Origin of the sequence: Mesorhizobium temperatum (genome assembly GCF_002284575.1) — a bacterium.
Classification (GTDB): Bacteria; Pseudomonadota; Alphaproteobacteria; order Rhizobiales; family Rhizobiaceae; genus Mesorhizobium; species Mesorhizobium temperatum.
Map to the genome: position 1 here is coordinate 165,812 of NZ_NPKJ01000068.1, position 16,836 is coordinate 182,647.

General features: G+C 63.9%; 16 protein-coding genes. 2 read left to right on the top strand and 14 right to left on the bottom strand.

Annotated elements, in window-relative coordinates; genetic code table 11:
- Positions 1–104 precede the first annotated feature (104 nt).
- From CIT26_RS27185 to CIT26_RS27195, 3 genes are all read right to left on the bottom strand, one after another.
- Positions 105–1,106: a 4-hydroxyproline epimerase gene (locus tag CIT26_RS27185; protein ID WP_095495424.1), complete on the bottom strand. Its 1,002-nt coding sequence runs from the start codon at positions 1,104–1,106 to the stop codon at positions 105–107.
- Positions 1,107–1,118: 12 nt separating this feature from the next.
- The gene (locus tag CIT26_RS27190; protein ID WP_095495425.1) at positions 1,119–2,438 is read right to left on the bottom strand and encodes an NAD(P)/FAD-dependent oxidoreductase; all 1,320 of its coding nucleotides are present in this window, start codon (positions 2,436–2,438) and stop codon (positions 1,119–1,121) included.
- Positions 2,439–2,504: 66 nt separating this feature from the next.
- On the bottom strand, positions 2,505–3,398 hold the full coding sequence (locus CIT26_RS27195; RefSeq protein ID WP_095495426.1) for a dihydrodipicolinate synthase family protein: 894 nt from the start codon (positions 3,396–3,398) through the stop codon (positions 2,505–2,507).
- A 69-nt stretch (positions 3,399–3,467) separates the two neighbouring features.
- On the opposite strand from CIT26_RS27195, the gene CIT26_RS27200 reads away from it, so the two are divergent.
- The gene (locus tag CIT26_RS27200; RefSeq protein ID WP_245319573.1) at positions 3,468–4,160 is read left to right on the top strand and encodes a GntR family transcriptional regulator; all 693 of its coding nucleotides are present in this window, start codon (positions 3,468–3,470) and stop codon (positions 4,158–4,160) included.
- Positions 4,161–4,241: 81 nt separating this feature from the next.
- On the opposite strand, the gene CIT26_RS27205 is transcribed toward CIT26_RS27200, so the two are convergent.
- From CIT26_RS27205 to CIT26_RS27215, 3 genes are all read right to left on the bottom strand, one after another.
- Positions 4,242–4,556 carry a hypothetical protein gene (locus CIT26_RS27205; protein WP_095495427.1) on the bottom strand — a complete coding sequence of 105 codons (315 nt, stop codon included), beginning with the start codon at positions 4,554–4,556 and terminating at the stop codon, positions 4,242–4,244.
- Positions 4,557–4,843: 287 nt separating this feature from the next.
- Positions 4,844–5,140 (bottom strand): hypothetical protein, encoded by a 297-nt coding sequence (locus CIT26_RS27210; protein WP_095495428.1) that lies wholly within the window; start codon positions 5,138–5,140, stop codon positions 4,844–4,846.
- Between the two features lie 325 nt (positions 5,141–5,465).
- A complete protein-coding gene (locus tag CIT26_RS27215) occupies positions 5,466–6,962 on the bottom strand; it encodes a CoA-acylating methylmalonate-semialdehyde dehydrogenase (RefSeq protein WP_095495429.1) in 1,497 nt (498 codons plus the stop codon).
- A 382-nt stretch (positions 6,963–7,344) separates the two neighbouring features.
- Between CIT26_RS27215 and CIT26_RS27225 the strand changes: the two genes are divergently transcribed.
- Positions 7,345–8,226 (top strand): LysR family transcriptional regulator, encoded by an 882-nt coding sequence (locus CIT26_RS27225; RefSeq protein WP_095495431.1) that lies wholly within the window; start codon positions 7,345–7,347, stop codon positions 8,224–8,226.
- 97 nt (positions 8,227–8,323) lie between these two features.
- Here the strand turns inward: CIT26_RS27225 and CIT26_RS27230 are convergent, their stop codons facing one another.
- From CIT26_RS27230 to rsfS, 8 genes are all read right to left on the bottom strand, one after another.
- Positions 8,324–9,580, bottom strand: coding sequence for a D-amino acid dehydrogenase (locus CIT26_RS27230; protein ID WP_095495432.1), 1,257 nt, complete (start codon positions 9,578–9,580; stop codon positions 8,324–8,326).
- A gap of 158 nt (positions 9,581–9,738) precedes the next feature.
- The gene (gene alr / locus CIT26_RS27235; RefSeq protein ID WP_095495433.1) at positions 9,739–10,890 is read right to left on the bottom strand and encodes an alanine racemase; all 1,152 of its coding nucleotides are present in this window, start codon (positions 10,888–10,890) and stop codon (positions 9,739–9,741) included.
- Between the two features lie 89 nt (positions 10,891–10,979).
- On the bottom strand, positions 10,980–11,501 hold the full coding sequence (locus tag CIT26_RS27240; RefSeq protein WP_095495434.1) for an RNA pyrophosphohydrolase: 522 nt from the start codon (positions 11,499–11,501) through the stop codon (positions 10,980–10,982).
- A 2-nt stretch (positions 11,502–11,503) separates the two neighbouring features.
- Positions 11,504–12,688, bottom strand: coding sequence for a divergent polysaccharide deacetylase family protein (locus CIT26_RS27245; protein ID WP_095495764.1), 1,185 nt, complete (start codon positions 12,686–12,688; stop codon positions 11,504–11,506).
- A gap of 132 nt (positions 12,689–12,820) precedes the next feature.
- Complete coding sequence (locus CIT26_RS27250; RefSeq protein WP_095495435.1) at positions 12,821–14,146, bottom strand: S41 family peptidase; 1,326 nt, start codon at positions 14,144–14,146, stop codon at positions 12,821–12,823.
- 1 nt (position 14,147) lies between these two features.
- Positions 14,148–15,524 (bottom strand): murein hydrolase activator EnvC family protein, encoded by a 1,377-nt coding sequence (locus CIT26_RS27255; protein ID WP_095495436.1) that lies wholly within the window; start codon positions 15,522–15,524, stop codon positions 14,148–14,150.
- A 136-nt stretch (positions 15,525–15,660) separates the two neighbouring features.
- Positions 15,661–16,143 carry a 23S rRNA (pseudouridine(1915)-N(3))-methyltransferase RlmH gene (gene rlmH / locus CIT26_RS27260; RefSeq protein WP_095495437.1) on the bottom strand — a complete coding sequence of 161 codons (483 nt, stop codon included), beginning with the start codon at positions 16,141–16,143 and terminating at the stop codon, positions 15,661–15,663.
- An 82-nt stretch (positions 16,144–16,225) separates the two neighbouring features.
- Positions 16,226–16,603: a ribosome silencing factor gene (gene rsfS, locus CIT26_RS27265; protein WP_023800052.1), complete on the bottom strand. Its 378-nt coding sequence runs from the start codon at positions 16,601–16,603 to the stop codon at positions 16,226–16,228.
- Between the last annotated feature and the right edge of the window lie 233 nt (positions 16,604–16,836).

Sequence of the window (16,836 nt, forward strand, 5' to 3'; positions counted from 1 at the left end):
TCGAAGAAATCGCCGTCAAAATAAGTTGATGAGAGGGATCGTTGCGCTGTCGACGGCAATCGATTTTTGCGCTCCTTTCGTTTCCCCTGGGTCAGGATCCCTCTCTATTCGACGACGAATCCGTGCGCGAACGGATCGCGGTCGTCGATGAAGATGGTGTTCAATCCGGTCATGCGCGCCCAGCCGCCGATCGATGGGATGATCGCCGGCTTGCCCGCGACGGTGACTTCCTTCTCGACCCTGCCCTTGAACAGCGAGCCGATGATCGATTCATGGACGAAATCGTCGCCGGTCCTGAGCTTGCCCTTGGCATGAAGCTGCGCCATCCGGGCCGAGGTGCCGGTGCCGCACGGTGAGCGGTCGATCGCCTTGTCGCCGTAGAAAACGGCATTGCGCGCATCCGCTTTGGGGTCGGTTGGCGCACCGGTCCACAGCATATGCGACAGCCGGTCGATGCCGGGATTCTCGGGATGCACGAAGGCGTACTTCTCGTTGAGCCGCTGCCGCACCACCGGGCTCCAGGCGATGAGGTCGCCGGCGGAATGGTCGGCCATGTCGCGATAGTTCTTCTGCGGCTCGACGATGGCGTAGAAATTGCCGCCATAGGCGACGTCGACGCTGATCTCGCCGAGCTGCGGACATTCGACAGTCAGACCCTCGGCATAGAGGAAGGACGGCACGTTGGTGATGCGCACCTCTTCGACATATTCGCCGACCTGTTTGTACTCGGCGGTGACCAGGCCGGCCGGCGTGTCCAGCCTGAGCAAACCCGGCGTCTTCGGCTTGACCAGCCCGTGCTCGATGGCCATCGTCACCGTGCCGATGGTGCCATGGCCGCACATCGGCAGGCAGCCCGAGGTTTCGATGAACAGGATGGCGATGTCGCAGTCGGGCCTTGTCGGCGGATAGAGGATCGAGCCGGACATCACGTCATGGCCGCGCGGCTCGAACATCAGCCCGGTGCGGATCCAGTCGTATTCGGCCAGGAAATGCGCGCGCCGCTCCATCATCGTCGCGCCGTTGAGCAGCGGTCCGCCGCCGGCGACAAGCCGCACCGGATTGCCGCAAGTGTGGCCGTCGATGCAGAAGAAGGAGTGGCGCGCCATTTCTAGATCCCGTCAGAAGCGGTTCGGAGAAAACGGAGACAGATCAAACACCGGATTTTGGCCGAGAATGAGATCGCGGACCAGGCGTCCGGTGGCAGCCGCCTGGGTCAGGCCGAGATGGCCGTGGCCGAAGGCATAGACTATCGTGCCGGCCTCCCTGGCGCCACCGATCACCGGCAGCGAATCCGGCAGTGACGGCCGGAATCCCATCCACTCGCGGCCGCCGGCCGGGTCAAGCCCCGGCAGGAATTTTTGTGCCTTGTCGAGCAGCGCTTTCGAGCGGGCGTAGTTGGGCGGCAGCTCGATGCCGCCGAGTTCGACCGCGCCGCCGACGCGCACAGCGGTTTCAAGCGGGGTGATGACGAAGCCGTGGCCGGAGAAGATCAGTTGCCGCTTCAAGTCGAAGGCGGTCTTCGGCAGCGTCGTGTTGTAGCCGCGCTCGGTTTCGAGCGGAATGCGGTCGCCGATCTGTTTCGCCAGAAGATGCGACCACGCGCCGGCGGCGATGACGAGGCATTTTGCTTGCCGCACCGTGCCGTTGGCCAGCGTCAATGTCGCGCCATCCTGCCCTGCTCCGACATGGTCGATCCGAGCCTTTTCGAAACGCGCGCTGTTCTTCTCGGCATAGGCCCAGATCGCCTTGCCCAATAATTTCGGATCCGTAACAGTCTTCCATCCCGGCACGAAGGTGCCCTTGATGAAACGCGGCGACAGGCCCGGCTGCAAGGCGGCGAGAGCATCGCCCTCGACATGGCTGAAGCCGATGTCGAAGCGCTGCCTTGCCGCCCAGCCGGGCAGTGACGCCTTGAACTCGGCCTCGCTCTCGTAAAGTTCGAGCGAGCCGTCCTCGCGCAGCATGTTTCCGGTGCCCGAGCGCGCCATCAGCCCGGCCCATTCGGCCTCGGCGAGCCGCATCATCCCGGCCTGCGCCACGAGGCTGGCCTCGTAGCGGTCGCTTCGTCCGGCCCGCCAGAAGCGGATAAGCCATGGCAGCAGCTTCGGCAGGTAGGCGGGCGGGATGCTGAGCGGGCCGAGCGGGTCGGCAAGCCATTTCGGCAGATGCCTGATCATGCCCTTGTGGGCCAAAGGCAGCACATCGGAAAAGGCCAGGGCGGCGGCATTGCCGGAACTCGTCTCCTCACAAATCCCCGTCCGATCGAAGATCGTGACGTTTCGCCCCGCCTCGGCCAGATAGGCGGCGACGCAGATGCCGATGATGCCGCCGCCGATAATGGCGATGTCTTCACCTTCTCCCCGTTCACGGGGAGAAGGTGCCGGCAGGGCGGATGAGGGGCGGCGCCCCGCCTTTGCCGACTTGGAAATTCCCTGCATGTGGGCGCTGCCCCTCATCTGGCTGCCGCCATCATCTTCCCGTAAACGGGTAGAAAAGAGCATGCCTCAAAACGTCGGCAGTGCCGGCCGCACCGCCAGTGCATCCCTGACGACCTTTTCGACCATCTTGCGGCGCTCGCCCGACAGCGGCTGGCGCGGCATGCGCACGCGGTCGTTGGTGTTGATCGCCAGGACTTCCGCGAGCTTGATGTTCTGCACCAGATAGGTCGACACGTCGAGGTCGAGCAGCGGCCGGAACCAGCGGTAGATTTTCAGCGCCTCCTCGCGGCGGCCCTGCTTCATCAATTGGTAGATCGCGACCGTCTCGCGCGGAAACGCGGTGACCAGCCCCGCCACCCAGCCGATGGCGCCGACCGACAGCGCCTCGAACGCCAGATTGTCGACGCCGGTGAACAGGTCGTAGCGATCACCGAAGCGGTTGATGATTTCGGTCGAGCGGCGGATGTCGTCGGAGGATTCCTTGATGGCGAAAAAGCGTTTGTCCTTCGCCAGTTCCTCCATCTGGTCGACGGTGACGTCGACGCGGTAGGCAAGCCGGTTGGAATAGATCATCACCGGCAGGTCGCCGGCCTCGGCGACGGCACGCAATGCGGCGACCGTCTCCGCCGCATTGGTGTGGTAGATCGGGCTCGGCACCACCATCAGCCCGTTGGCGCCCTCCTTGGCGGCGCGGCGCGCGATCGCCGCCGCCTCGCGGGTGCCGGCTTCGTTGACCGTCAGCAGAACCGGCTTATTGCCGGCGATCTTCTGCGCGGTCTTCAGCACGTCGATCTTCTCGTCATGCGAGAGCATCGGCCCCTCGCCGAGCGAGCCGCAGACGATGATGCCGTCGCAGCCGGCCTCCATCTGCAGCGCAAAGCAGCGCTCCATCTCGGCGTGGTCGAGGCGGTCGTCCTCGGTGAATTTCGTTGTGACGGCGGGGAAAACTCCGGTCCACATGGTGGTCGCTCCATCTGATATATCAGTCGTATATTTAGTAAGAAACGGACTGTCAACACGGATTTCGCTATGATATATCAAAAATATATCAGGAGCTCGCCTTTGATATTCAATGAAACAAGCCCGGCATTCGAGCCAGTGGCGGCGAAAGCCTACCGCCTGCTCGAGCACATGATCGTGACGCTCGAACTGGCGCCTTCAAGCTTCATCACCGAGGGCGCGCTGATCGACAGGCTGGGGCTCGGCCGCACGCCGGTGCGCGAGGCGATCCAGCGGCTGGCGTGGGAGGGACTGCTGGATGTCCGGCCGCGTGCCGGCATCGCCATTGCCCCGCTGCATCCCGGCGACTGGTTGCGCGTTCTCGATGCACGGCGTGGCGTCGAGGTGGTTCTTGCCCGCTCGGCCGCCCGCTTCGTCACCCGTGAGGCCGCCGATCTGTTTCACGACGCGGCACTGGCCATGCAGAAGGCGGTGATTTCAGGCAATGTGCTGGCCTTCATTCAGGCCGACAAGGCGCTCGACGAGGCGCTGGCGCTGGCGGCCGACAACCCCTTCGCCGCGCGGCTGGCAGCCCCCTTGCAGACCCACAGCCGCCGCTTCTGGTTCCGCTACAAGGCCGAAACCGGACTGGCGGAATCGGCAGAGCACCACGTCGCGCTGATCCGCTCGATCCTCGCCGGCGACGAAGACGCCGCCGCCAAAGATGCCAAGCGCCTGATGGCGCTGCTGCGCGGCCATGCCGAGGCGGCTGCGACGCGCTAGGAGATCGGCATCATCCTTCGGCCGGCTCTTTGAGTTCCGTCCATCCGGCGGCGGCCAGGCGCTGAGCATCGTTCAATTCGGTCATGCGTCCTGGTCGGGCGGGATCACCACGTTTTCCCAATGTTCGCCGGCCGCGACGATGCAGCTTCTGCCGGCGACGTCGGTGACGATGATCGTCCAGCTTCCGCTGTCGGCGACATAGACTTCCATAATCGCCATCTGACCGATCAGCCCGAAAGCAAACTGTCTTTCCTGGAACTGCTCGCTCAGGTGGGCGACGAGATCGCCATGTTCAACGCAGTATTGATATTGGGCGCTTGCGGCGTTCGTACCCACCGCCAATGCCCCAGCAAGAATCAGGGTTTTCAAACCAACCAACAGCGATTTGCGCGCCATAGGGCACTTCCTTTGCTATCACGTCCGACAAAGGGAGAGCCCTCATTTTGCCGGAACGATCCAGGCCGGTCCCGACGTCATCACCATCGCGTCGTTCCTTTCTGTGTTCCGGTCTGTCATCAGCGGGGACGATTCTTAATGTTCCCACTATGTTCCAATATGGTGTCGGCAAGGAAAAAGCGCAAGCAGGCGCCCGCTGGGGCGCCTGTGGATCCGTTTCATGGTCGTCGCCGAGAACCGCGGCCTGCGCGCGGCTATGCTAAGGCGGCTGCCACCCACTAGGCGGCTCAGGTGCCTGGCAGCGCTGCTGTCGTCACCGCGCTCTCCCAGCCTTCACCCACCGAAACCACGCAGCTTTGACCGCGTGTGTCGCTGGCGAGGATGGTCCAGGTGCCCTGGTCGGAAACGAAGACTTCAACAATCACATTCGGATTGACGACGCCGAGCGCGGTTGGATTTTCCCGGAACTTCTCGCCGAGCGCCTTGATCATGTCGGCTCGTGGCGCGCATTGTTCGGCCGCTGTTGCCGGGGCGGCGGAAAGCGCCGCAACTGCTAGGAATATCGTCGCTATTAGACGTGTCATCTGACACCTCCTTGCGCCGGCCGCCCCCGAAGCTGTTGCCAGCGCCGTTGGTTGGTCTACCGCGCCTGCTTCGCTGCAGGATCGCAATCTTAAGACGTCTGCTGCCGCCTGGTTCCATCACATTAGCGTTCAGGCAGATACGGTGCGAGACCGGCCAACAGAAAGGTCCGGTTTCTAGCCGGGCCTTTTCGTCTTCAATCATAAAATCTGGAGCTGTTTGTCGTTCGGCTAATTCATCGTCGGGATGACGAACTCGGCCTCGTCCTTGACGGCTGCCCGCGCGCCCACAGCCAAGGCGAGGGCGCGCAAACAAAAAACCGTCCGGCTAATTCATCGTCGGAATGACGAATTCAGCCCCGTCCTTGACGCCGGACGGCCAGCGCGAGGTCACTGTCTTGGTCTTGGTGTAGAAACGGAATGCGTCCGGTCCGTGCTGGTTGAGGTCGCCGAAGGAAGACGCTTTCCAGCCGCCGAACGTATAGTAGGCGATCGGCACCGGGATCGGCACGTTGATACCGACCATGCCGACCTGGACCCTCGAGGCGAAGTCGCGGGCGGCATCGCCGTCGCGGGTGAAGATGGCGACGCCGTTGCCCATTTCGTGATCGTTGGCGAGCTTGATCGCGTTCTCGTAAGTCGGCGCGCGCACCACCGAGAGCACCGGCCCAAAAATCTCTTCCTTGTAGATGCGCATATCGGCGGTCACGTTGTCGAACAGGCAGCCGCCCATATAGTAGCCGTTCTCATAGCCCTGCATGGAAAAGCCGCGGCCGTCGACGACCAGCTTGGCGCCTTCCCTGACGCCGGTATCGACATAGCCCTTGACCCGCTCCAGCGCCTGCGCCGTGACCAGCGGGCCGAAATCGGCGGACGAATCCGTCGACGGGCCGACCTTCAGGCTTTCAACGCGCGGCACCAGCCTTTCCATCAGCCGGTTGGCGGTGTCGTTGCCGACCGGGACAGCCACCGAGATCGCCATGCAGCGCTCGCCGGCCGAGCCGTAGCCGGCGCCGATCAGCGCATCGACGGTCTGGTCCATGTCGGCGTCGGGCATGATGATCATGTGGTTCTTGGCGCCGCCGAAGCACTGCACGCGCTTGCCGGCCGCGCAGCCGCGCGAATAGATGTACTGGGCGATCGGCGTCGAGCCGACGAAACCGATGGCCTTGATATCGGGATCGTCGAGGATGGCGTCGACCGCCTCCTTGTCGCCGTTGACGACGTTGAGGATGCCCGCCGGCAGACCGGCCTCGATGAACAGCTCGGCGATGCGCATCGGCACGCCCGGGTCGCGCTCCGAAGGCTTCAGGATGAAGGCGTTGCCGCAAGCGATAGCCGGCGCGATCTTCCACAATGGGATCATCGCCGGAAAATTGAACGGCGTGATGCCGGCAACGACGCCGAGCGATTGGCGCATCGAATAGACGTCGATGCCAGGGCCGGCGCCGTCGGTGAACTCGCCCTTCATCATGTGCGGCGCGCCGATGCAGACCTCGACCACTTCCAGGCCGCGCTGGATGTCGCCCTTGGCGTCGGCGATGGTCTTGCCGTGTTCGCGCGCCAGAATGTCGGCCAGCGCATCATAATCCCTGGCGACCAGTTCGAGGAACTTCATCAGGACGCGCACGCGCCGCTGCGGATTGGTCGCCGCCCAGCCGGGCTGCGCCGCCTTGGCGTTTTCCACCGCCGCACGCAGTTCCGCCTGCGAAGCCAGCGCCACGGTGCCGCGCACCGTGCCGTCCATCGGCTGCATGACGTCCTGCTTGCGGCCGCTGGTCCCAGCGACACGCTTGCCGCCGATGAAATGACCGTAGTCGATCATGGTCTCTCTCCCTGTATTTATGATGCGGCATTGTCCGCCTTTGCGCGGCCGATGGCAACGCGCGCGAGAACGCAACCGTTGTGCGGAAAATAGATAGCGGACGACGCCTGTGCATCAATTGCCGCAAATGATAAGGATGCAGGTCCCCTAGCGGCAAGGATTGAGAAATTGAGTTCCTTCGCGCCCCCCTCTGTCCTGCCGGACATCTCCCCCACGAGGGGAGAGATTGGCTGTCATCCCCGCTTTCGCCAACCCGCAACGTTGCAAGAAAGTCGCCGCCGGAGCGGCCGGCCGATCTCCCCCCAAGTGGGGGAGATGTCCGGCAGGACAGAGGGGGGCGCCCTAGAGCACTGCCGTAATCGTCGTCATCCGGATCATCCTCATGAATTGGGATGACGTCCGCATCTTTCTGGCGGTGGCGCGTGCCGGCCAGATCCTTGGCGCGGCCAAGCGGCTGGAGCTCAACCACGCCACCGTCTCGCGCCGCGTCGCCGCACTCGAGGATGCGCTGCGCACAAAACTCTTCCGCCGGCTGACCACCGGCAGCGAGCTAACGCCGGCAGGCGAGCGTTTCCTCGATATCGCCGAGCGCATGGAAGGCGACATGATCGCCGCGCGCTCGACCGTGGCGGGCGAAGGCGACGATGTCTCCGGCACCGTGCGCATCGGCGCACCAGATGGTTTCGGCGTTGCCTTCCTGGCCAAACGCCTCGGCGCACTGACGGCGCTTCACCGCGAACTCACCATCCAGCTGGTGCCGGTGCCGCGTTCCTTCTCGTTGTCCAGGCGCGAGGCCGACATCGCCATCACCGTGGAGCGGCCGACCGAAGGTAGGCTGGTGGCGGGAAAGCTGGTCGATTACACGCTCGGCCTGTTCGCGTCCCGCGCCTATGCCGAAGCGCATGGCCTGCCCCAGACGCCCGCCGAGCTCGGCCGGCACACGCTGATCGGCTATGTGCCGGACCTCATCGTCAGCCCCTCGCTCGACTATGCGGCCGAGTTCAGCGCCGACTGGCGTACGAGCTTCGCCATCTCCTCGGCACTCGGCCAGGCCGAAGCGGTGCGCTCCGGCGCCGGCATCGGTATCCTGCACACCTTCGTCGCCCGTTCGATGCCGGAACTGGTGGCCGTCGACATCGTCGCGCCCATCCGCCGCGCCTACTGGCTGGTCTATCACGAATCGGTCAGGCCGCTGCGCCGCGTCCAGATCGTTGCGAGCTTCATCACCAAGGCGGTGGAACGGGAGCGAAGCCTGTTCGTCTGACGATATTCATCTGACGCGGCGAAGTGTGTTGAACCTTGATCCCAAATTGCGCGGCAAGTTTCTCACCCCGCTCAAATGCGTGAAGGACCTTCCGATCCTACCGCTGGTATCGCTCCGGTCCGAGATCGCGGACATTGATGTCCGGCACCCGGCTGGAAATGATGTCGGCCAGGACCTTGGCCGAGCCGCAGGCCATGGTCCAGCCGAGCGTACCATGGCCGGTGTTGAGATAGAGGTTGGAAAACTCGGTGCGGCCGATCAGCGGCGGGCCGTCCGGCGTCATCGGCCGCAACCCGCACCAGAAGGTCGCCGACCGCATGTCGCCGCTGCCCGGAAAAAGGTCGCCAAGCGAATGTTCGAGCGTGCGCCGCCGCGATTCATGCAGCGTCAGGTCGAAGCCGGAAAGCTCCGCCGTGCCACCGACCCGGATGCGGCCGCCGAGCCTGGTGATCGCCACCTTGTAGGTCTCGTCCATCACCGTCGACACCGGTGCTGCGGCAGCGTCCTTGACCGGCACGGTGATCGAATAGCCCTTGACCGGATAGACTGGGATGGGTCGTTTCAGGCTGCGCATGAACTTGGCTGAATAGCTGCCCATTGCCATCACATAGGCGTCGGCAGCCTTCCAACCTTTGCTCGTATTGATGTTGGCGATACGATTGCGCTTGCGGACGATGCGCCTGATCGACGTGTCGTATTCGAAGGTGACGCCGCGCGCCACGCAGAGCTCGGCCAGACGGTCGGTGAACATCTTGCAGTCACCGGTTTCGTCGCCCGGCAGTCGCAGGCCTCCGACGAATTTTTCACGCACCCCTGCCAGCCCCGGCTCGGCCGCGATGCAGCCGTCGGGATCGAGTATCTCGTAGGGAACGCCGTATGTCTTCAGCACCTCGACATCGCCGGCAGTGCCGTCGAGCTGCTGCTGCGTGCGAAAAAGCTGCAGCGTTCCCTTGGCGCGCTCGTCATAGGCGATACCGGTCGCCGCGCGCAGCGCTTTCAGCGTGTCGCGGCTGTATTCGGCCAAAGGCACCATGCGCGCCTTGTTCACCGCATAGCGCTCGGCCGTGCAGTTGCGCAGCATCCTGACCAGCCATACCCACATATGCGGATCGAGAGTCGGCCGCACCACCAGCGGACCATGCTTCATCAACAGCCATTTGATCGCCTTCAACGGGACGCCGGGACCGGCCCAGGGCGAGGCGTAGCCGGGCGAGATCTCGCCGGCATTGGCAAAGCTGGTTTCCAGCGCCGGGCCCTTCTGGCGGTCGATCACCGTCACTTCATGGCCGGCCTCGGCGAGATAATAAGCGGTGGTGACCCCGATAACGCCGCCGCCCAGCACGAAGATCTTCATCGCATAGTTCTCCAGAACGACGTCTTGTCAGGGGTTTTGGGGCGGGGCATCGTGGCTTTCTGTCTGCCGGATTTTACGGCGTCCGCCAAGTGCCCAAGCATGTCGCCCAAAAGTACGCAGCGGTTTTGGGACAACGACATGCATAAAAAGGCCGCGCGCTATCCATTCACATAGCGCCGGTGAAAGCGGTGTCCGAGGCTGGTCAGAATTTCATAGCCGATGGTGCCGGCATGGCCGGCCGCCTGGTCTACCGTCTGCAACGGCCCGATCAGTTCGACGAGGTCGCCCGCCTTCAGCCTGTCGGGCGGCAGGGCCGAAATGTCGAGAACGATCGAATCCATCGATACACGGCCAAGAAATGGCAAGCGCACATTTTCGAACCAGGCGGCTGAGGCCGCGCGACGATGCCAGCCATCGGCATAGCCTAGCGAGATCGTTGCGGCGACCAGCGAATCGGTCACCTGAAAAATATGGCCATAGCCAACGCCGGCTCCCCTATCGAGGCTGCGCGTCTGGATGACCTTTGCCTGAAGCCGCACCACCGGCACCATCGGATTTTCCACCGCTGGCGTCGGATTGATGCCATAGAGCGCCGCACCGGGCCGGGCGAGGTCGTAATGAAAGGGCTGCCCAAGAAAGATGCCGGAGGAGTTGGCTAGCGAGGCCGGCGCCTTTGGCAGCATCCTGCGCAGCCGCTCGAATTCCAGCCGCTGCTGCTCGTTGGCCGGATGCTCGGGCTCGTCGGCGCGAGCGAGATGGCTCATCACGAAGATGACGTCGATACCGTCGAAAGCCTGCGGATCGGCAGCGACGTCCGCCACCTCGGCTGCCGCCATGCCGAGCCGCGACATGCCGCTGTCGACCTGGATTACAGCCTTGAGCTTGCGGCCGGCCCGCTGCGCCGCCGCGCGCCAGGCGGCGAGTTGGTCGGCGCTGTTGATGACCGCGGCCAGCTCCGCGTCGACGGCTTCGCCTTCAGCGCCCGGCTGAATGCCGTTCAGCACATAGATCGCTGGCCGTGCGCCGAGCGCCTGGCGCAGCAAGACCCCTTCGGTCAGATGCGCGACGAAAAAAATAGCGCAGCCTTCGGCCGCCAGCGCCGCCGCCACTTGGGCCCCGCCGAGCCCGTAGCCGTCGGCCTTGACGACCCCCGCGCAGCCGACGCCACCCAAGCGCGCCTCGAGCCGCCGGTAATTTTCGCGGATGGCGCCGAGATCGACGGTCAATATGGCGCCGGCCGCCGCTTCGCTGATCGGCGCGGCTTTGACGGCGACCCTTTCAGAAAGAGATTTTTTGGAGGCCTCGTTCATGCCAACCCCGTCTGCAGCGGATTGGCCATCAATAAGGCCACTACGCTGACGCGGCAACCGTGGTTGGCGCGAGCGCGGCTTGCGCCAAGCTACGCAACCAGATGCCGGAACGCCGCAACCACGTCCTCATAGACCTGACGCTTGAACGGCACGATCAGGTCTGGCAATTCCTGCATCGGCCGCCATGCCCATTTGTCGAACTCGGCGGTGTGGCCGCCCGGCGGCGGATTGATTTCAATCTCGCTCACGTCGCCGTGAAAGCGGAAGGCGAACCATTTTTGCGTCTGGCCACGATATTTCCCCTTGAAGGCGATGCCGACCAGATGGGCCGGCAGGTCGTAATATATCCAGTTCGGCGCCTCATCCAGCAGCGACACGCTGCGCATGCCGGTTTCTTCGTAAAGCTCCCGCTCCGCCGCCTGCAGCGGCTCTTCGCCCTTGTCGATGCCGCCCTGCGGCATCTGCCAGAGTTGCATCGTGCCGGCGAATTCGCTGTCCGGCTCGGCAATGCGATGCCCGACCCAGACCAGCCCATCACCGTTGAGGATCATCAGTCCGACACAGCGACGATAAGGCAGCGTCTCGGGATCGACCGGTTTTTTCTTGGCCATGCTCAACCTTTTTCCGGATCCACCGCCACTGCCGAAATCGGCACGATCTCGATGCCGCGTTTCTTGGCCCCGCTCACCCAAAACGACACGGTGTCGACCGTCAGGTCGAAGGCCGAGCCGATGCCGACAGCAAAGCCTTTCGCCCGCGCGGTGGCTTCCAGTTCGTCCAGCTTCTTCAATATGGCGCCGCGATCCCGCACGGCGTCGATCGACGTGTCACCGGCGGCAAACGGCACGCCGTTTTTCAACGCCAGGTCGGGTGCCAGGCTGCGCGCCGACGAACCGTCGTCGACATAGGCCAGGCCGCGCCTGCCGAGCTCGTCCATCAGCGGCCCCATCGCCGCCGCATCGGCCGAAAAACGCGCGCCCATATAGTTCATGACGCCGGTGTAGTTGGTCGTCCGCGACAGCGCCCAGCGCAAATTCTTCAAATTCTCATCCGCCGTCGCCGCGAGCGTCAGCGTGTTGCGACCGGGATTGACGTTCGGATAATCGAACGGTTCAAGCGGCACCTGCATGACGATCTCATGGCCTCTCTGCCGCGCCGCCTGCATCCATCGGCCGATGCTGTTGCCCTGCGGCGCAAAGCCCAGCGTCACTTCGGCCGGCAGCTTGGCGATGGCCGACTGCGTGCCGGTCTGCGACACGGCTAGCCCGCCGATGACAATCGCCACGCGCGCACCGCGCGCACCGGACCACGGCCGCGCATAGACATCGAACGGCCGCCTGCCGTCGGCGGCACGAACCGGCAATGGGCCGGTTTCGCCGGCCTCGACCAGCGCCCTGTCGGGAATATGCGCGATCCTCAGGTTCTGGCCGATCGTCGAAGGGTCGCGAATGACAATGGCCGTCTTGGGCGGACCACCGTCAACTTCGGTCGGCATATGGATGATCTGCGGCCCGCCCATCTTGGGCCTGCTCGTCTTGGATGCTGCTTCCGCCTTCGATGCCGGCTCCTTGGCCGGCGCTGCGGGTTCGACCACCGCTGTCGTCTTCGGTGTCGAAACGGCGACTTCTTCCGGCTTTCGAAATGGCCTTTCGCGCAGCGCAATCGCGCCGGAGACGCCGATTACGGCCAGCACCAGAAGCGTGGCCGCGACCACACCGGCGCTGATCCTGCGGGCCGCGCGCGGCGGCCGGACTGCCTGCCCTAGCGGGCGTTCGATGTCGTTGCCGATGTCAGCCAAGCCGCATCCCCAGCCGCGGTTCCCCCGAATCAAACTGCCGGGGCCTTGCAGCCCCGGCAGCATTACATCGCTTCGATCAGGCAGCCAGACCTGTTGTCCGCCTGATCGACCTTTACTGGTTCAGCACAGCCCCTACTGGTTCAGCACTGCCTTGTCCGGATTCGGCGGGAACGCCGGATCGGTCTTTTCGCCGCGCAGCAACTGCTCGGCAAAGATGAGCTGCAGGTCGTCCTTCGGCTCCGGCGGCACATAGGCTGCCGAGCCCGAACCGGTATCGCCCTCGTCGCTGCCCTTGATGTGGCCCTTGAGGTCCGACTCGCCGCGCGTCAGATCCCTGCCCTGCAGGTCCGGCGGCAACGGCTGGTCGACCTTGATGTCGGGCGTGATGCCCTTGCCCTGGATCGACTTGCCGGACGGCGTGTAATAGAGCGCCGTCGTCAGGCGCAGCGCGCCGTTCTCACCGAGCGGGACGATGGTCTGCACCGAACCCTTGCCGAAGGACTGCGTGCCGACCACCGTGGCGCGGCGCAGATCCTGCAGCGCGCCGGCGACGATTTCGGACGCACTGGCCGAGCCGCCATTGACGAGCACGACCAGCGGCTTGCCGTCGATGTCGTCGCCCGGCCGCGCGTCGAAGCGGGTGACGTCCTTCGGATCGCGGCCGCGCGTCGAGACGATCTCGCCACGGGTGAGGAAGGCGTCGGACACGCTCACCGCCTGGTCGAGCAACCCGCCCGGATTGAGGCGCAGATCGAGCACGTAGCCCTTGAGCTTTTCGTTCGGCACCTGCTTCTTGATGGTGTCGATGGCGTTCTCGAGGTCGTCATGGGTCTTTTCGGTGAAGGAGGTGATCTTCATGTAGCCGATGTCGTTCTCAACCCGGAACTTGACCGCCTTGACCTTGATGATGTCGCGCACCACCGTCAGCTCGATCGGCTTGTCGGCGCCCTGGCGCAGGATGGTGAGCTTGATCGGCGTGTTGACCAGCCCGCGCATCTTCTCGACCGCGTCGTTGAGGCTCAGGCCGCGAACCTCCTCGCCGTCGATCTTGGCAATATAGTCGCCGGCAAGCACGCCCGCCTTGGCGGCCGGCGTATCGTCGATCGGCGTGATCACCTTAACCAGGTCGTTCTCCATGGTGACCTCGATGCCGAGGCCGCCGAACTCGCCCTTGGTCTGCACGCGCATATCCTGCGCCTCTTCGGCGTTCATATACGAGGAGTGCGGGTCGAGCGAGGTAAGCATGCCGTTGATGGCGTTTTCGACCAGCGACTTGTCGTCGGGCGGCGTCACATATTGCGCCCGCACCCGCTCGAAGATGTCACCGAAGATCGCCAGCTGCTTATAAGTTTCGGAGCCCGCAGCGTTCGCCGTCGAGCCGGGGGCGCCATAGACCAGGCTCATCGCGGATGCGCCCATCAGCGCACCGGCAAACAGAAGCGAAAGTTTCCGCATCATCTCACGTCCTTCCAGAGAAACGGTCCGCCCACCATGGGGTCGGATCGACGGGTTTTCCATCCTTGCGGAACTCAACATAGAGTTCCGGCGTGGCATTTCCATTCTTCGATGCCGAGGTGCTCGCCACCCGGGCCTCTCCCATCGCGCCGACCGGCTCTCCTGCGAGCACCGACTGGCCAGACGCGACGCTGATTCTGCTCATCCCCGCGAGAACGACATGATAGCCGTCACCCGCGTTCAGGATCAAGAGTTGACCATAGGAGCGAAAAGGTCCCGCATAAAGCACATTTCCGTCCGCTGGCGCGGTGACGATGGCTCCCGATTGTGTCGCAACCATGTCACCGAGCATCACTGCGCCGTTACCGTCGCTGGCCCCGAACCGCCGTTTGATCTTGCCGGTGACGGGCAGCGCGATCTGCCCCTGAAGCGCCGAAAACGGTGCAGCGGCGGTGAGCCGGTTGGCCTCCGGCACCGGCAGGGCCGCCAGTTCCGTCTGTTCCGGGGCCTTCTGTGCCGGAGCCGTCTGCGCCGGAGCCTTGTCGGCGCCCGCTGCCTTCTGCTCTGCGGCCTTCTGCTCGGCAGCCTTCGCCGCGGCCGCCGCCTTGCGGGCCTTGTCGGCCTCGAGCGAGGCGATCAGTTCCTTCAGGCTGCCGGCCTTGGCCGCCAGTGCTGCGGATCGCTGTTTTTCCGCCGCCAGTGCCGTTTGCGTCTCGGCCTCGAGCTTCTGCTTGGCTTCGAGCAGCATGCCGAGCCGTTTCTTTTCCGCCGTCTGCTCGCCGACTGCCGCCGTCAGCCGCGCCCGCTCCGCCTCGATCGAGGCGGTCACCCGCGACTGCTCCTTGAGATCCGCCAGCAATATCTCGGTCTGCTGGCGCAGTTCCGGCACCACGGCGCCGAGCAGGATGGCGCTGCGCACCGACGACAGCGCGTCCTCCGGCTTGACCAGAATGGCCGGCGGCGGATTGAGCCCCATGCGCTGCAGCGCGGCCAGCACCTCGGCCAGAACGTCGCGTCTGGCGGCCAGCGAGGCGCGGATTTTCTGCTCCTCGCCCTTCAGCCCTTCCAGCTTGGCACCGATGTCCTCGATGTCCTGGCCGAGCTTCTGTTCAGTCATCGCCGACTGGATCAGCGCCGCGGTGATCGAGGCATGGTCCTTCTTGACCGTCGCCATGTCGGCGGCGAGCTTGGCGAGCCGCTCGGACGACAGCGTGATCTCCTTCGACACCCGTTCGTATTCGGCGCGGCTCTGGTCCGGGTCAGGCGCCATGTCGAGCCTATTCTGCGCCCACGCAGCGCCGAGCGACAGCATAAGCGCCGCCGCCGCCAAGCCGCAGCGTGCGCGCCAAAAGCCCGTTCGCGATTTCCAATCTTCAGACATTGAAGCCAGACCCTATGCGTGGCTTCGTTAACGAACCATCAACCATGTTCGAAGCCTCGCCAATCTAGCATAAACTCCCGGGCCTGAGACCAAAATCCCCGCGGCTGGGCCCTCAGTTCACCGGTTTTGGTCCGGTTCATGAACGATGGTAGGGATGACCCGAAAGAATAGTGGCGGCCCGGTAAAGCTGCTCGCCCAACATGACACGGACCAGTTGGTGCGGCCATGTCAGCGCACCGAACGACACCATCAGATCGGCCTGATCGCGCAGCGACTGATCGTGACCGTCGGCACCGCCAATGGCAATGACAAGTGCCTTGCGCCCGCCATCACGCAACAGGCCGATGCGCCCGGCGAAATCCTCGGAGGAAAAGCTCTTGCCGCGTTCATCGAGCAGCATCAGCGCGGCACCAGGCTGCAATTGCGTCAGCAGTTTCTGGCCTTCTTCGCGGCGACGCTCGTTGGCGGTCTGGGCGCGGCCCTCAGGAATCTCGACAACCCCTGAGAATTCGAGCCCCACGGCCGGTCCGCTCTTGGCGAAGCGCTCGAAATACCGGTCGGCGAGCTGCTTCTCGGGGCCGGCTTTCATCCGGCCCACGGCATGAACGGCAATTTTCATCCCTGCCTCGAAGAGCCGCTAATGCATGTCACCAAAAGTGGTCACCGGTTTTGGGAAACGACATGCATCAATCAAATGCGGCTCAGTGGAGGGTCTCTTCCTCAAGGTCCGGCGCTTGCCACATCTTTTCGAGATTGTAGAAGTCGCGGACTTCGGGACGGAAGACATGGACGATGATGTCGCCTGAATCGATCAGGACCCAGTCGGCGCCGGCCAGTCCCTCGACGCGCGCCGTGCCGAGCCCGGCATCCTTGAGCGCCTTGAGGAGATGATCGGCGACAGCCGAGACATGACGGTGCGATCGGCCGGACGCGATGACCATATAGTCACCGAGGCTCGATTTTCCCTGAATGTCGATTGAGACGATGTTTTCGGCCTTGGAGTCTTCCAGACTGGCAAGGACTGTCTTGATGGCGCGGGACACGGCGTCGTTTACGCTGATCCCGGCCGGCGAAGGCACGATGTCGGCCTTCTTCCAAAGTGCTGTTCTCAGTGTATTTCCTTTCGCAGCAAGAACAACCAAATCACCCCTCAAAGCAGGTGACACCCCTTAGATAGGCAGAGTTGCGTTGCAGTTTCAAGACGGCAGCCCTGCTGTAGCCAACGAAGAACCGTTCTTCCGGTTCCGCAGTTGAAGAAAAAACGGAACTCTTGTCGCCTGGCCTGGGTTATCGGCGCATTGACCAACCGGAT

Excerpts from the sequence above, each read along its gene's own strand:
- CIT26_RS27185 (WP_095495424.1), bottom strand. The coding sequence starts at position 1,106 with ATGGCGCGCCACTCCTTCTTCTGCATCGACGGCCACACTTGCGGCAAT.
- CIT26_RS27190 (WP_095495425.1), bottom strand. The coding sequence starts at position 2,438 with ATGCAGGGAATTTCCAAGTCGGCAAAGGCGGGGCGCCGCCCCTCATCC.
- CIT26_RS27195 (WP_095495426.1), bottom strand. The coding sequence starts at position 3,398 with ATGTGGACCGGAGTTTTCCCCGCCGTCACAACGAAATTCACCGAGGAC.
- CIT26_RS27200 (WP_245319573.1), top strand. The coding sequence starts at position 3,468 with ATGATATATCAAAAATATATCAGGAGCTCGCCTTTGATATTCAATGAA.
- CIT26_RS27205 (WP_095495427.1), bottom strand. The coding sequence starts at position 4,556 with ATGGCGCGCAAATCGCTGTTGGTTGGTTTGAAAACCCTGATTCTTGCT.
- CIT26_RS27210 (WP_095495428.1), bottom strand. The coding sequence starts at position 5,140 with ATGACACGTCTAATAGCGACGATATTCCTAGCAGTTGCGGCGCTTTCC.
- CIT26_RS27215 (WP_095495429.1), bottom strand. The coding sequence starts at position 6,962 with ATGATCGACTACGGTCATTTCATCGGCGGCAAGCGTGTCGCTGGGACC.
- CIT26_RS27225 (WP_095495431.1), top strand. The coding sequence starts at position 7,345 with ATGAATTGGGATGACGTCCGCATCTTTCTGGCGGTGGCGCGTGCCGGC.
- CIT26_RS27230 (WP_095495432.1), bottom strand. The coding sequence starts at position 9,580 with ATGAAGATCTTCGTGCTGGGCGGCGGCGTTATCGGGGTCACCACCGCT.
- alr (WP_095495433.1), bottom strand. The coding sequence starts at position 10,890 with ATGAACGAGGCCTCCAAAAAATCTCTTTCTGAAAGGGTCGCCGTCAAA.
- CIT26_RS27240 (WP_095495434.1), bottom strand. The coding sequence starts at position 11,501 with ATGGCCAAGAAAAAACCGGTCGATCCCGAGACGCTGCCTTATCGTCGC.
- CIT26_RS27250 (WP_095495435.1), bottom strand. The coding sequence starts at position 14,146 with ATGATGCGGAAACTTTCGCTTCTGTTTGCCGGTGCGCTGATGGGCGCA.
- CIT26_RS27255 (WP_095495436.1), bottom strand. The coding sequence starts at position 15,524 with ATGTCTGAAGATTGGAAATCGCGAACGGGCTTTTGGCGCGCACGCTGC.
- rlmH (WP_095495437.1), bottom strand. The coding sequence starts at position 16,143 with ATGAAAATTGCCGTTCATGCCGTGGGCCGGATGAAAGCCGGCCCCGAG.